General features: G+C 58.8%; 12 protein-coding genes. 3 read left to right on the plus strand and 9 right to left on the minus strand.

The window, feature by feature from the left end; all coding sequences use genetic code 11:
- Positions 1–26: 26 nt before the first annotated feature.
- The 8 genes from C4J89_RS19280 to ppsA form a co-directional block, all read right to left on the minus strand.
- Positions 27–1,007 (minus strand): OmpA family protein, encoded by a 981-nt coding sequence (locus tag C4J89_RS19280; RefSeq protein ID WP_124371519.1) that lies wholly within the window; start codon positions 1,005–1,007, stop codon positions 27–29.
- A 107-nt stretch (positions 1,008–1,114) separates the two neighbouring features.
- Positions 1,115–1,705 (minus strand): RNA polymerase sigma factor SigX, encoded by a 591-nt coding sequence (gene sigX / locus C4J89_RS19285; protein WP_003193286.1) that lies wholly within the window; start codon positions 1,703–1,705, stop codon positions 1,115–1,117.
- A gap of 87 nt (positions 1,706–1,792) precedes the next feature.
- Positions 1,793–2,617, minus strand: a complete 825-nt coding sequence (locus C4J89_RS19290; protein WP_003193288.1) for a mechanosensitive ion channel domain-containing protein — start codon at positions 2,615–2,617, stop codon at positions 1,793–1,795.
- Positions 2,618–2,619: 2 nt separating this feature from the next.
- On the minus strand, positions 2,620–2,865 hold the full coding sequence (locus tag C4J89_RS19295) for a CrfX protein (protein ID WP_124410548.1): 246 nt from the start codon (positions 2,863–2,865) through the stop codon (positions 2,620–2,622).
- A gap of 86 nt (positions 2,866–2,951) precedes the next feature.
- The gene (locus tag C4J89_RS19300; RefSeq protein ID WP_124415324.1) at positions 2,952–3,947 is read right to left on the minus strand and encodes a zinc transporter ZntB; all 996 of its coding nucleotides are present in this window, start codon (positions 3,945–3,947) and stop codon (positions 2,952–2,954) included.
- Positions 3,948–3,971: 24 nt separating this feature from the next.
- A complete protein-coding gene (rraA, locus tag C4J89_RS19305; protein ID WP_124363934.1) occupies positions 3,972–4,463 on the minus strand; it encodes a ribonuclease E activity regulator RraA in 492 nt (163 codons plus the stop codon).
- Positions 4,464–4,693: 230 nt separating this feature from the next.
- Positions 4,694–5,683, minus strand: a complete 990-nt coding sequence (locus C4J89_RS19310; protein ID WP_124415325.1) for an alpha/beta fold hydrolase — start codon at positions 5,681–5,683, stop codon at positions 4,694–4,696.
- A gap of 106 nt (positions 5,684–5,789) precedes the next feature.
- On the minus strand, positions 5,790–8,165 hold the full coding sequence (ppsA, locus tag C4J89_RS19315; RefSeq protein ID WP_124363936.1) for a phosphoenolpyruvate synthase: 2,376 nt from the start codon (positions 8,163–8,165) through the stop codon (positions 5,790–5,792).
- Positions 8,166–8,343: 178 nt separating this feature from the next.
- Here ppsA and C4J89_RS19320 point away from each other — a divergent pair, with 178 nt between their 5' ends.
- Positions 8,344–9,162: a pyruvate, water dikinase regulatory protein gene (locus C4J89_RS19320; protein WP_003193298.1), complete on the plus strand. Its 819-nt coding sequence runs from the start codon at positions 8,344–8,346 to the stop codon at positions 9,160–9,162.
- Positions 9,163–9,272: 110 nt separating this feature from the next.
- Here the strand turns inward: C4J89_RS19320 and C4J89_RS19325 are convergent, their stop codons facing one another.
- Positions 9,273–10,697: a PLP-dependent aminotransferase family protein gene (locus C4J89_RS19325; RefSeq protein ID WP_124363937.1), complete on the minus strand. Its 1,425-nt coding sequence runs from the start codon at positions 10,695–10,697 to the stop codon at positions 9,273–9,275.
- A 160-nt stretch (positions 10,698–10,857) separates the two neighbouring features.
- Here C4J89_RS19325 and C4J89_RS19330 point away from each other — a divergent pair, with 160 nt between their 5' ends.
- Together C4J89_RS19330 and moeB are read left to right on the plus strand one after the other, a co-directional pair.
- The gene (locus tag C4J89_RS19330) at positions 10,858–11,751 is read left to right on the plus strand and encodes a DMT family transporter (protein ID WP_164485293.1); all 894 of its coding nucleotides are present in this window, start codon (positions 10,858–10,860) and stop codon (positions 11,749–11,751) included.
- A gap of 23 nt (positions 11,752–11,774) precedes the next feature.
- The gene (gene moeB / locus C4J89_RS19335) at positions 11,775–13,637 is read left to right on the plus strand and encodes a molybdopterin-synthase adenylyltransferase MoeB (RefSeq protein WP_124415327.1); all 1,863 of its coding nucleotides are present in this window, start codon (positions 11,775–11,777) and stop codon (positions 13,635–13,637) included.
- Positions 13,638–13,641 lie beyond the last annotated feature (4 nt).

The following is a 13,641-nucleotide window of genomic DNA, read 5'->3' on the forward strand; positions in this document are numbered from 1 at the left end:
CCGGGCTTTTTGTGAAGCTCGGCTAATTACTTAGCTTGAGCTTCAACCGCTGCTTCTACGCGACGGTTAACAGCGCGACCAGCTTCAGTTGCGTTGTCAGCAACTGGGCGGGATTCGCCGTAACCTACGGAAGTGATGCGGCTAGGAGCTACGCCATCTTTAACCAGGACTTGCTTAACAGCGTCAGCACGACGCTGGGACAGCTTCTGGTTGTAAGCGTCTGGACCTACGGAGTCAGTGTGACCAGCAACTTCTACGTTGGTGTCTGGGTACTGAGCCATGAAGTCGGCCAGGTTTTTGACGTCGCCGTAGCTGTTAGGCTTAACAACCGACTTGTCGAAGTCGAACTTAACGTCCAGCTCAACACGAACAACCTGAGCAACCGGAGCTTCTGGCTCTGGAACTGGCTCTGGAGCTGGTGCTGGGGTAGGAGCTGGAGCAGCTGCGCCAGCGTTACCGCCGAAGTTCACACCCAGGCCAACCAGTGCGGAGTAGTCCCACTTGCCGTTGTCCAGACCGTAGTCAGCTTCAACACCAGCACGAGCGTACAGGTTGTTGGTGAAGTAGTACTTCACGCCGGTACCGATGGTAGCGAAAGTAGTCTGATCGCGACCGCTGTGACCGTCAGCTTTTACGTTGCCACGGCTCTGGTGGCCGAAACCGCCTTCAACGTATGGACGCAGGCTGTCAACGCCAGCTTGACCGAAGTGATATTGGGCAACCAGGCTGCCGGTATCGCCTTTGATCTTCTGGCTACCAGTACCGTCGTTCGAACGGGTGTGGTTAGTCTTGTCGTAGGACAGGTTCAAGGACAGGTCGTCGGTCAAGAAGTAACCGATGCGAGCGCCAGGATTGAAGCCGTCTTCGATGTGCTTGACGCTATCGTTGTACTGCTTCTTGTAGAACAGCTCGCCTTCAACTGCGCCTTGGCCTTGTGCCAGAACGCCGAAAGAAGTAGCGGCAATAAGAGAACCAATGGCCAAGCCCAAGGTGTTTTTCAGTTTCATCCGTTAAATCCCCATCTGGTGATTGTAAAGCAGTCCCACAAACCGGGGGACAACTCGGCGACAAGTCTAACAGAACTTGCCTACACGTAAGAGATATTTGCTACGCACTAAGTTTCAGTCTCGCCCGCAAATTTCTCACGTAATTTATCAAGAGCACGTTTGTAACGCATTTTTGTAGCACTCAAGCCCATATGCATGATGTCAGCGATTTCCTGAAATTCCAATTCTGCGACGAAACGTAGCACCAGAATTTCACGGTCAATCGGGTTCACATGCACCAGCCAGCGATCAAGTCCGCCCTTTTCCTCGGGTGCCGGCGCCTTTTCTTCAGACGCCTCCTCAAGGGGGTCCAGACTCAAAGCGTCCATCAAGCGACGCTTTCGCCGTTCCTTCCGATACTGCGTGATGCACTCGTTGTAGGTGATGCTGTAGAGCCAGGTCTTGAACTTCGATTTGCCCTCGAAGTTCTTCAGGCCGTACAGCACCTTGAGCATCACTTCCTGACAGACATCATCGGCATCTCTATCGTTCCCCAAATACCTTGAACAAACGTTGAACAGAGTGCGTTGATACCTGCGCATCAATTCTTCGTACGCGCGTGTTACGTGAAACAGCTCCGTGTGCGACCGCGCGACCAACTCCTCATCAGAGAGCTCACGGGGGTCATAGCGCGTGGACAGCGTTTGGGCTTTATTCAAAACAAGTCGTGCCGGCAGTCAGGTCAATGTCCGCTGCAACCCGGTCAGCCGGGTTCGCGGCGGCGTACATTAGCAGGGTTTGCCGGTTTAGCGGCTACTGACCTGCTGCTCCAGGAGAATCCGGTTGGACAGCGACACCAGTTCTCCGTCATCGGTCAGCACGGTCGTCTTGACTGTGCCGATCTCCTCGATTTGCCCTTCAACCTCGCCCACACGCACCTGTTGCCCAACTTGATATAGCTCACGCACATAGATTCCCGCAAGAATCTGACCGGCAATTTCCCGACTTCCCAACCCCATGGCCAGCGCAACGGCCAGACCAACGGTAATCAAAACGATCACAATAACGTGGTTCAGCAGGTCAGTCTTGACCTCCAATTGGCTGATCGCGACGGAAATGCTGATGATGATCACCAGCCCCTGGGCAATTCGCCCCAGGCCTGCCGCGTAGTCCAGCCCGACGCCTTCAGCGGCTCCGCGCACCAGGCCATTGGCCAGTTGCGCGAGCAAAACGCCTACCAGCAACACCAGCGCGCCGCCGAAAACTTTCGGCAAATACAGTGCCAGCATGTCGAGCGTAGCTGAAACTCGCTCAAGTCCAAGGGACTGAGCCGCAGAAACCAGAAAAATCAGTAGAACGAACCAATAAACGATCTTGCCGATCAGCGTAGAAATCGGCACTTGCAGCCCGGCGCGGCCCAGCAGCTTGGTCAGGCCGGTGCCGGCCATCAGGCGATCCAGCCCGAGTTTGGCGAGCAATTTGGACAGCAGGGTGTCGAGCAACTTGGCCACGACAAAGCCCAGCAATACCAGGACCAGGGCACCAAACAGGTTGGGAATGAAATTCGCCACCTTGGTCCACAATGCGGTCATCGCGGTGACCAGGCTCTGGGTCCAGAGATCAAGTTCCATATTCAGTCAGCCTTATCAGCAGTGCGAGCAAGAGGTTTACTACGGGAAACCGGTGACACATGGGCCGAACCGTTGTTCAGGGCCATCATCAATGCCGGCAGCCAGCGCCCGAGCAGACCGAACAGGTCACCCGCCCCAACCTGACGGTTGGCGGTTTTCAGTACGCGACCCAGGCAAGCGTCATCATCACGGTTGGATGGCGAAGCATTGAGCATGTCACGCAAAGACTGTTCGAACGGATCGTGCATAGAGACCTCTCGCAAGTGATTTAAAAGACGAGGGTAAAATTCATCGGGTCACATCGGCCCTTTCCTACGTTCAGCTCATATTCAGCTCAAACCCAGCGCAACCGTCGAAACAACCACCATTGCCCCAGGGCCACGCAGACCATCAGCAGGCAGGCAATCATGAATCCGTAGGGGCTGCTGGAAAACGGTATCCCCCCCACATTGATGCCCAGCAGGCCGGTCAAAAAACTCATCGGCAAGAAGATGCCGGTGATGATTCCGAAACGGTACATCGTGCGGTTCATGCGCAGGCTCAAGCGCCGGTCTTCGGCCTCAAGCACAAGCCCCACGCGCTCTCTGGCCAATTCGAGCTCTTCCAGGTAACGGGTCAGGCTGTTGTGCAATTCGTTCCAGTAGTCGGCGTCGTCGTCACAAAACCACGCCAGTTTGATCCGCGTCAGCTGCGCGAAAATATCCCGTTGCGGCGCCAGAAAACGCTTGAGCCCGGCCGCTCGCCGACGGATCTGCAATACGCTGCCGTGCTCCGGGGTATACCGTTCGTCGGCATCGAGTTTTTCTTCCTCGGAATCGACGATTTCGGACAGCCCGGTGACCAGATCCTGCACTTTGTTGGTCAGGTACTGCGCCATATAAAGGATGAGTTCAGACGCAGTTCTTGGCCCCTTACCCTCGGCCAGTTGCACCAGCAGCTCATCGGTGGCGCGTAGCGGGCGCAAACGCAGGGAAATCACACGACTGGCAGCTGCGAAGATACGTACCGAAACCATGTCCTCCGGTTCCGCGCCGGGGTTGAGATTGATCCCACGCAAAAACAGCAGCAGTTCGGCATCCGGCAACGGCAGCAGCCGTGGGCGGGTGTTTTCTTCCAGCAGGAGGTCACACGCAAATTCGCTCAAACCGCTGGATTTGCGCAGCCAGGTCTGGGTTTGAGGGTGGCTGCGGTCCCAATGCAGCCACAGGCTTTCCTGAGGCTGCAGTTGCAACGCGTCAAGCTCAGTCCGGGCAATCGAACGCGCACCGCCTTTACCGTCCAGCACTAGGGCATGCACCAGCCCCCATTGCGCGTTTTCTTCCTCGAACATCCTCACCCCTTTCGGCTACTGCGTTTATTCAGGCATTTTCAGTGGGCTGGGCGAGACGATCACACCGTTGTTATCGGCATACACGTATTCGCCTGGGCGGAACGTCACGCCCGCAAAGGTCACCACCACGTTCAGGTCGCCAAGGCCGCGCTTGTCGGTTTTCATCGGATGAGAGGCCAGGGCCTGCACGCCCAGATCGGTCTGGGCAATCACATCGACGTCGCGGATGCACCCGTAGATCACCATGCCTTCCCAGCCATTTTTCGCGGCTTTTTCGGCGATCAGGTCACCCAGCAACGCACGCCGCAGCGAACCACCGCCATCGACTACCAACACCTTGCCGGTACCCGGCTGCTCGGCCTGTTCCTTGACCAGAGAGTTATCTTCGAAGCACTTGATGGTCACAATTTCGCCGCCGAAGGAATCTCGGCCACCGAAGTTGCTGAACATCGGCTCGACCACCTGTACCAGTTCCGGGTACGCGTCACACAGGTCGGGGGTCACGTAATGGTTCATCGAGAAACTCCTGTCGTCAAAAATGAGGTCGGACATCCCAGGGTGTACATCAGAAAAACGTCTTGCAACAGGCATTCTTTAAGGACGTGGCCGCGAGTGCCAGCCATGATCAGACTCACCTGCGCGTAACGCAACGGCCGTTACGCGACTGAATATGACCAGAAGCGCCTGAGGCGTCATATCTTAGCCGCAACCACACAAGAGTGAAACGCCCTCGGTAGAGCGCTTCGTCAAACGACCGCAGCCACCTCGGGCCGGGTGCCGAACACAGGTGTCAACGGGTCTTTCAACCAACGTTCCACCAACGGCCACACTTGAGCCTGTGCCGCTTTGCTGACTAGCATTTGTACATGCCCGAAATCATCGGTAAAACCCTGCCGACGCCCCAGACACAGGTATTGGCGATGTTCGCTGCCGACTTGCTCAAACAGCTTGCGACACGCCCAGTCCGGGTCTTGCCGGTCGCCCGCCGCGCTGACCGCCAACAGCGGCACGTCAACCTCTGCCAGGCCTTTCCACCAATCGCGCTCGGCGTCGCCAAAGCGGCCGAACAGGCCATTCCAACGCATCGCTTCGATTAGCACGCCGGCCGGTTCATCCTCGGGCCCGCGTTTGAATCGTGGGCTGGACACTTGGGCAAGACGCTTCAAGATAAATCGACCGCCCCATTCCACCGGTGGAATTTTCAACGGCCAATACGTGCGGCTGACCTGGCAACCAAAGATCGCCACCGAAGCCACCCACTGTGCGCCCAGGTATTGCCCGCCCAGCGCGGCAACCAACGTGGTGGCGCCGAGGGAATGCCCGATCCAGTGCGCAGCCTGCCCGCTTTGCTCGTGCACAAACGCACCAATGGCCGGCAAATCGTAACGCGCGTAATCGGCGACACGGTTGCGGGCGTAGTCGTGGTTGCGCTTGGACAGGCCATGGCCGCGCATTTCCGGGATCCATACATCAAACCCCTGGCGTGCCAAGTGAGCCCCCAGACCGATGCCCTTGGGCGAATACCAGAAGCGCCGATTGGAAAAACTGCCGTGCAAGAAAATAACCGGCGTGCCCCGGTTTTCCGGGACATCGGCCAGGCCCAGACGGGTAACCGCCAGTTCGACGGTACCGTCGGGGCTGTTACCGGGCTTGAGGCGGTACACATCTTCACTCAGGTCGCCACGACGTTCAGCGCTGATCAAGGCGACGGGAAACAGGTTGCTGCTGCTTTGCATAATCTTCTTGCACAAAAAAGGGCGGCGTCCGGTAGGAGTTCCGCCCTGTACAGATAAGAATGCCGGTCACCCTCAACGGGTGACCGGCACTTTTGACGTAGCGACGTTAAGCGGGCGCTTGGCCTTCGGCGAGGAAGAACCAGGTTTCCAGCACGGAGTCGGGGTTCAGCGAGACGCTTTCGATGCCCTGTTCCATCAGCCACTTGGCCAAGTCAGGGTGATCGGAAGGGCCCTGACCGCAGATACCGATGTACTTGCCGGCCTTGTTACACGCCTGGATGGCGTTGGCCAGCAGCTTCTTGACCGCAGGATTTCGCTCGTCGAACAGGTGAGCGATGATCCCGGAGTCGCGGTCCAGGCCCAGGGTCAGCTGGGTCAGGTCGTTGGAGCCGATGGAGAAACCGTCGAAGAACTCCAGGAACTCCTCGGCCAGAATGGCGTTGGACGGCAGCTCGCACATCATGATGACCCGCAGGCCGTTCTCGCCGCGCGTCAAACCGTTTTCAGCCAGCAGGTCGACCACCTGGCTCGCCTCGCCCAGGGTGCGCACGAACGGCACCATGATTTCGACGTTGGTCAGCCCCATTTCGTTGCGCACACGCTTGAGGGCGCGGCATTCGAGTTCGAAGCAGTCACGGAACGCTTCGCTGATATAACGCGAGGCGCCACGGAAGCCCAGCATCGGGTTTTCTTCTTCCGGCTCGTAGAGCTTGCCGCCGATCAGGTTCGCGTATTCGTTGGACTTGAAGTCCGACAGGCGCACGATGACTTTTTTCGGGTAGAACGCCGCCGCCAGGGTGCTGATGCCTTCCACCAGCTTCTCGACATAGAAGCCCACCGGGTCGTTGTAGCCGGCGATGCGCTTGTCGACGCTCTCCTTGATGTCCAGCGGCAGGCCGTCGTAGTTCAACAGGGCCTTGGGGTGCACGCCGATCATACGGTTGATGATGAACTCCAGGCGGGCCAGGCCCACACCGGCGTTCGGCAACTGCGCGAAGTCAAAGGCGCGGTCCGGGTTGCCGACGTTCATCATGATCTTGAACGGCAGGTCCGGCATGGCGTCGATGGAGTTCTGCTTGATGTCGAAGCCCAGCTCGCCTTCGAAGATGAAACCGGTGTCGCCTTCGGCGCAGGACACGGTCACACCCTGGCCATCTTTCAACAGCTGGGTGGCGTTGCCGCAACCGACGACCGCAGGAATGCCCAGCTCACGGGCGATAATCGCCGCGTGGCACGTACGCCCGCCACGGTTGGTGACGATGGCGCTGGCGCGTTTCATCACCGGTTCCCAGTCCGGGTCGGTCATATCGGAGACCAGCACGTCGCCCGGCTGGACTTTGTCCATCTCGGACACGTCCTTGATGATGCGTACCTTGCCGGCGCCGATGCGCTGGCCAATGGCGCGGCCTTCCACCAGCACGGTGCCGGTTTCTTTCAGCAGGTAGCGTTCCATGACGTTGGCCGACGTGCGGCTCTTAACGGTCTCGGGACGGGCCTGCACGATGTACAGCTTGCCGTCGTCACCGTCTTTGGCCCATTCGATGTCCATCGGGCACTTGTAGTGCTTCTCGATGATCATCGCTTGCTTGGCCAATTCGCTGACTTCAGCGTCGGAGAGGCAGAAACGCGCGCGCTCGGCCTTGTCGACGTCCACTGTTTTAACGGAACGACCGGCCTTGGCCTCGTCGCCGTAGATCATCTTGATCGCCTTGCTGCCCAGGTTGCGGCGTAGGATGGCCGGGCGGCCGGCCTCAAGGGTGTGCTTGTGCACGTAGAATTCATCCGGATTCACCGCGCCTTGTACGACGGTTTCGCCCAGGCCGTAGGCGCCGGTGATGAATACCACGTCACGGAAGCCCGATTCGGTATCGAGGGTGAACATCACGCCGGCGGTGCCGGTTTCCGAACGCACCATGCGCTGCACACCGGCAGACAAGGCCACCAGCTTGTGGTCGAAACCCTGGTGCACGCGGTAGGAAATGGCGCGGTCGTTGAACAGCGAGGCAAACACTTCCTTGGCCGCGCGGATCACGTTCTCCACGCCGCGGATGTTGAGGAAGGTCTCTTGCTGACCGGCGAACGAGGCGTCCGGCAAGTCTTCGGCGGTGGCCGAGGAGCGCACGGCGACGGCCATATCCGGGTTACCGGCGGACAAGGTGGCGAAGGCGGTGCGGATCTCTTCGTTGAGCTTCTCGGGGAACTCGGCATCCATGATCCATTGTCGGATCTGGCTGCCGGTTTTGGCCAGGGCGTTGACGTCATCGACGTCCAGGGCGTCCAGCGCGGCGTGGATCTGGGCATTGAGGCCGCTCAGCTCGAGGAAATCACGGTAAGCCTGGGCCGTGGTGGCAAAACCACCCGGCACCGAGACACCGGCGCCTGCAAGATTACTGATCATCTCGCCGAGGGATGCGTTCTTGCCCCCCACATGCTCTACATCATGGACGCCGAGCTTATCGAGGGAAACTACGTACTCTACCAAGGTGATCTCTCCACTTTCTGTGTTGGAAAAGCTCAGGACGCGGCTTGCTCAGTAGGAGCGAACGCCAGCGCTTGTGGCCTGGACCTGGAAAATAAGTGAGAATGCGGCCCACTGCGGGACGGCAAAATCGCGCCTATCATATCCAAGATTCGCCATCAGCTTAAGGCCCAGGGCTCAAATGAAACGATCTGCTTTCTTTATTTCCGATGGCACCGGCATCACGGCCGAAACACTGGGCCAGAGCCTGCTCGCGCAGTTCGAAAACATTACCTTCGCCAAATTCACACGGCCTTATATAGACAGCGTGGACAAAGCGCGGGCCATGGTACAACAAATCAATCTGGCGGCTGAAAAAGACGGCTTTCGCCCGATCATTTTCGACACCATCGTCAATCAAGACATTCGTGAGATTCTCGCAACGTCGAATGGTTTCATGATCGACATCTTCTCCACGTTCCTGGCGCCATTGGAACAGGAGCTGAGCGAACATTCCTCTTACTCCGTCGGAAAGTCCCATTCCATTGGGCATAACTCCAACTATATGGAGCGGATCGAGGCGGTGAACTTCGCCCTCGACAACGATGACGGCGCCCGCACGCACTACTACGACAAGGCCGACCTGATCCTGGTCGGCGTGTCGCGCTGCGGCAAGACACCCACCTGCCTGTACATGGCCATGCAATTCGGTATCCGCGCGGCCAACTACCCGCTGACCGAAGACGACATGGAACACCTGACGCTGCCAGCCGCGCTGCGTGCGCATTCGCACAAGCTGTTCGGGCTGACCATCGACCCGGACCGGCTGACCGCCATCCGCAACGAACGCAAACCCAACAGCCGCTATTCCAGCTACGCCCAATGCGAATTTGAAGTGCGTGAAGTGGAAAATCTGTTCCGTCGCGAGAATATTGCGCACATCAATTCCACGCATTTTTCGGTGGAAGAGATTTCAGCGAAGATTCTGGTGGAGAAAGGTGTGGAGCGGCGGTTCAAGTAGCCTTGGGGAGGTTTGCTCCTGACGGAGGTGTGTCAGTTGGCGAATTAACCGGCTGATCCAGCGCCATCGGGGGCAAGCCCCCTCCCACATTTGGCCGGTGTACATCAGGTCTACAGGTGAAACCTGCCGCCACCCTGGCCCAGCGCGGTCGCCAGCGCATCGAAGCCCTCGCGCAACAGCTGATCATCCCCCGACGTATTACAGATACTCGCCCGGATGAACTGCGGCACCGCCGTCTGCCCCACCGCAAACGCCTCGGCGGTTGCGATCAGGTAATTGTTCTGCTTGAGCTCCGCCTCGATTTCCGACGCGCGCCAAGGTTCAGGCACTTCGATCCAAAAGTGTGGGCTGTTAAGGTGAGTGCGGTAGGCCAGCCCATTCAGTAAGCCTTCGACCAACGCCTTGCGCCGGCTGATCTCGTTGATCTGCTGGCGCAGCAGGTATTCGGCCGTGCCGTTTTCGATCCACTGGGTCGCCAACTCCAGGGTCACCGGGGTGGCCATCCAGCAGGTCGAACGCAACGCCGCCGAAACCCGACTGACCAGCGCCGGTGGCGCATGCACATACCCGACTCGCAGCCCAGCCGACACCGCTTTGCTCAGGCTGCTGATCAAAATCGTCCGCTCGGGCGCAAAGGCGCTCAACGGTGGCGGGCGGTCTTCCACCAAAACGCCATGGGCCTCGTCCTCGAGAATCAGCAGATTGTGTTCGCGACAGACTTTGACCAACGCCTCCCGGCGCGCCACCGATAACACCGCCGTCGTAGGATTCTGGATGGTCGGTGTGCAGTAGAGCGCCGAAACTCGGTGATTACGACAGACTTCATCCAATGCGCCCGGCAACACACCTTCTTCATCCATTTCCAGCCCGATCAGCCGCACACCCAGCATGCGCGCGGCGGTGATCAGCCCTGGGTAAGTCAGTTGCTCGGTGACCACCGTGTCGCCGGCGCGCAGCAACGCCATCATCGCGCAGAGAAGACCGTGCTGGCCGCCATTGACGCAGATGACCTGCTCGGGAATCGGATGGAAGTCGCGCTGCACCAGCCATTGCGCACCGGCCTCACGGTAGCGCGGCAGGCCTGCATCCGGGGTGTAGGCGCTGATGTCCTGGAGGAATTTGCCGTTGGTCGACAGGGTCTGAAAGCTCTGGGCCAGGAACACCGTTTCCTGCCCGGGAATATGCATGTTGCGGCTCATATCGAAGTACTGGCGTGGCTCCTCGCTGAAATTGCGAAAGCCTTCATCACGCTGGCGCTCCATCCCACGCTTGCGCACGAATGTGCCGTCACCCACACGCGCCACTACCAACCCTAGCCGCTCCAGCTCACCGTAGGCCCGGCTGATGGTGCCGATGGTGACACCCAGATTGTCGGAAAGCACCCGATGGGGCGGCAGTTTTCTTCCCGGTTCAATCGTGCCTTCGAGGATGCCCCTTTCCATGACATCGGACAGGCGCTTGTACTTCACGCCCTGACCGTTGGACAACCCCTCACGCATAATTGACACCATGTCAATATTTGTTTTGACAGTCATCATTCGCCCTAATAGTGTGCTTTTGCGGGTTCAATCACCGGATTGAATCACTTATAACAAGTTCAATATAGAGTTCAATTCCGGCTCAGGGAAGCAATAAACGATGCCAATGTCCGCCGTTCTTGAAAACACTGCAAAAACCAAAACCCGGAAACAGTGGCTGGCCGGCCTGATCACGAGCGTCATGTTCCTGATCGTGTGCCTGAGCTGGGGCACCACCTGGCTGGGCATCAAGATCGCAGTGGAAAGCGTGCCGCCACTGACCTCAGCGGGCCTGCGCTTCCTGATCGCCTTCCCGTTGTTCCTGTGTTTTGCCATGGTGCGCCGCGAGCCAATCCTGTTTCCGCGCGAAAGCCGCTGGTTCTTCGTGTTCGTGACCCTGTCCTACTTCAGCATTCCCTATTACCTGCTCAACTACGGCGAGATGCATGTCTCGTCCGGCCTGACCGCCCTGCTGTTCAGCTGCATGCCGGTGTTCATCCTGATCTTCTCCGCGCTGTTCCTGCGTGAGCGCATCTACCTCTCCCAGGTGGTCGGCATCGGCATCGGGTTCGCCAGCCTCTACATGATCATCAAGAGCCAGGGCCTGCACCTGGACCACGCCGAGTTTTTCGGCGTATTGGCGATTCTGACCGCCGCGATCATGCACGCGTTGTGCTACGTGATTACCAAGCAAAAAGGCAGCGCCATCAGTGTCATCACCTACAACACCCTGCCCATCGGCATTGCCGGGCTGATGCTGTTCGTGGCAGGCCTGTGGTTCGAGACCCCAACCTTCGACGACATCACCCTGCGCTCCTGGAGCGCGCTGTTCTACCTCGGGCTGGTGGCGTCGGTGGGCGGCTTCATTGTGTACTTCATGCTGCTCAAGCGCCTGAGCCCGATCATCTTGTCCTTCGTGTTCATCATTTTTCCGGTATTCGCGGTGATCATCGGCGCCTGGTACGAAGGCGTGGAAATTTCCCGTGACCTGATGCTGTACTCGGCGATCCTGCTGGGCGGTTTTGCGATCACCAAGTTGCCCATTGAAAAACTGCTGGCGAAGAAAAATTGACCCTCAACCCAAGCGAGAGAAACATGGACGTCCTCCGCCCAAAAGCCCTGGAACAGATCTACGCCCACGCAAGCGCCAGCTATCCCGAGGAATGCTGTGGCTTCATCTTCGCCGATGGCAGCGTGTACCTGGGCAGCAATATCCAGAACGAGTTGCACCGCAAGAATCCGCAGATGTACCCACGCAGCGCGGCCAGCGGCTACACCTTTTCAGTCGCCGATACCTTGTTGATGAACAAGGCGTTTCGCAGCGACAACCCGGTGGTGGTGATCTACCACTCGCACCCGGATGTCGGTGCCTATTTCAGCGAGGAAGACCAGGACAAGGCGCTGTTTCTCGGCGAGCCGATCTATCCCGTCAGTTACCTGGTGGTGGATGTTCGCCAAGGCCAGGCCCTGGGGTCAAAGCTGTTTGCCTGGGATGGCAAGCATTTCGCCCTTCAACCTTTCAACGACCTGCACACGGAGTTGTCCATGAACGCTGTCTCTTTCCCCGACATTCTGGTTCGCGTGGCCAAGCTGCCGGAATCGACCCTCGAGGGCGCCGGATCGACATTGCGCGAAGTCATTGAAAACCTCTGCGACAGTCACCCACAGTTGCGCCAGCATCTGTTTCACGAGAAGAACAACCAGCTCAAGGAACACTTCCTGTTCACTGCCGAGGAAGAGCTGATCGACGCTGACGACAGCTTGCCGGCAAAGGCCCGGATCGAAGTGCTGCTCGCCACCTCAGGCGGCATCGACGTCGACACCCTGAGCAATGAAGAAGTGCAACGCTACGTCCGCCATATCACCCTGCCCGGCGTCGGCCGTGAAGGTCAGTTGAACCTGAAAAAAGCCAAGGTGCTGATCATCGGCACCGGTGGCCTGGGCTCGCCCATCAGTCTTTACCTGGCGGCGGCCGGCATCGGCACCCTGGGGCTGGTGGACTTCGACGTGGTGGAAAGCAGCAACCTGCAACGCCAGATCGTGCATGGCAACAGCACCCTGGGCATGCCCAAGGTGGAATCCGCCAAGCAACGCCTGCAAGACCTCAACCGCCACATCCAGATCAACGCGCACAACACCGCGCTCACTGCCGACAACGCCCTGGAGCTGGTGGGCGCCTATGACCTGGTGATCGACGGCACGGACAATTTCGAGACCCGCTACCTGGTCAATGACGCCTGCGTACAGTTGGGCAAACCCTTGGTGTACGGCGCCATCTACCGTTTCGACGGGCAAATCAGCGTACTCAACTATAAAGGTGGGCCTTGCTACCGCTGCCTGTTTCCCAGCGCACCGCCTGCGGAACTGGCGCCCAATTGCAACGCCGGTGGGGTGATCGGCGTGCTGCCGGGAGTGGTCGGGATGATCCAGGCGACCGAGGCGATCAAATTGCTCATCGGTATTGGTGAACCCTTGTCCGGCCGCTTGATGCGCTTCGATGCGCTGGCGATGAAATTCAGCGAGATCCGCTTCAAGCGCCGTGCCGACTGCCCGTGCTGCTCGGAACGGCGCCACAGCGAAGCCGTCGCACCGACGCTGTGCGCGGATGCGGTGCCGAGCCAACCGTCCCTCGCCGAGGAACGCTACATCAAGCCCCGCGTGCTCAAGCAAGTGATCGACAACCACCGCAGCGCCGACGTCTTGCTCGACGTGCGCGACGCCAGCGAACTGGAAGTGTGCAAATTGCCGGGGGTGGTGCACATCCCCCTGGCAGAGCTGGATGAACAGCTCGACAGCCTGAGCCGCGACAACACCCACTACCTGATCTGCTATGCCGGGACGCGTGCCGAGCAGGCCGCCAGCACCTTGTTGGCCGCAGGCTTCGCCAATACCAAGGTGCTGCAGGGCGGCATGAAACACTGGGTGCGCGACGTCGAACCCGACATGCCGCTGTACTGATCGG

This window comes from Pseudomonas sp. R4-35-07 (assembly GCF_003852235.1).
GTDB lineage: Bacteria > Pseudomonadota > Gammaproteobacteria > Pseudomonadales > Pseudomonadaceae > Aquipseudomonas.

Coding starts and splice junctions, on each gene's coding strand:
- C4J89_RS19280 (WP_124371519.1), bottom strand. CDS start 1,007: ATGAAACTGAAAAACACCTTGGGCTTGGCCATTGGTTCTCTTATTGCC.
- C4J89_RS19300 (WP_124415324.1), bottom strand. CDS start 3,947: ATGTTCGAGGAAGAAAACGCGCAATGGGGGCTGGTGCATGCCCTAGTG.
- C4J89_RS19290 (WP_003193288.1), bottom strand. CDS start 2,617: ATGGAACTTGATCTCTGGACCCAGAGCCTGGTCACCGCGATGACCGCA.
- C4J89_RS19325 (WP_124363937.1), bottom strand. CDS start 10,697: ATGACTGTCAAAACAAATATTGACATGGTGTCAATTATGCGTGAGGGG.
- moeB (WP_124415327.1), top strand. CDS start 11,775: ATGGACGTCCTCCGCCCAAAAGCCCTGGAACAGATCTACGCCCACGCA.
- C4J89_RS19295 (WP_124410548.1), bottom strand. CDS start 2,865: ATGCACGATCCGTTCGAACAGTCTTTGCGTGACATGCTCAATGCTTCG.
- C4J89_RS19310 (WP_124415325.1), bottom strand. CDS start 5,683: ATGCAAAGCAGCAGCAACCTGTTTCCCGTCGCCTTGATCAGCGCTGAA.
- rraA (WP_124363934.1), bottom strand. CDS start 4,463: ATGAACCATTACGTGACCCCCGACCTGTGTGACGCGTACCCGGAACTG.
- C4J89_RS19320 (WP_003193298.1), top strand. CDS start 8,344: ATGAAACGATCTGCTTTCTTTATTTCCGATGGCACCGGCATCACGGCC.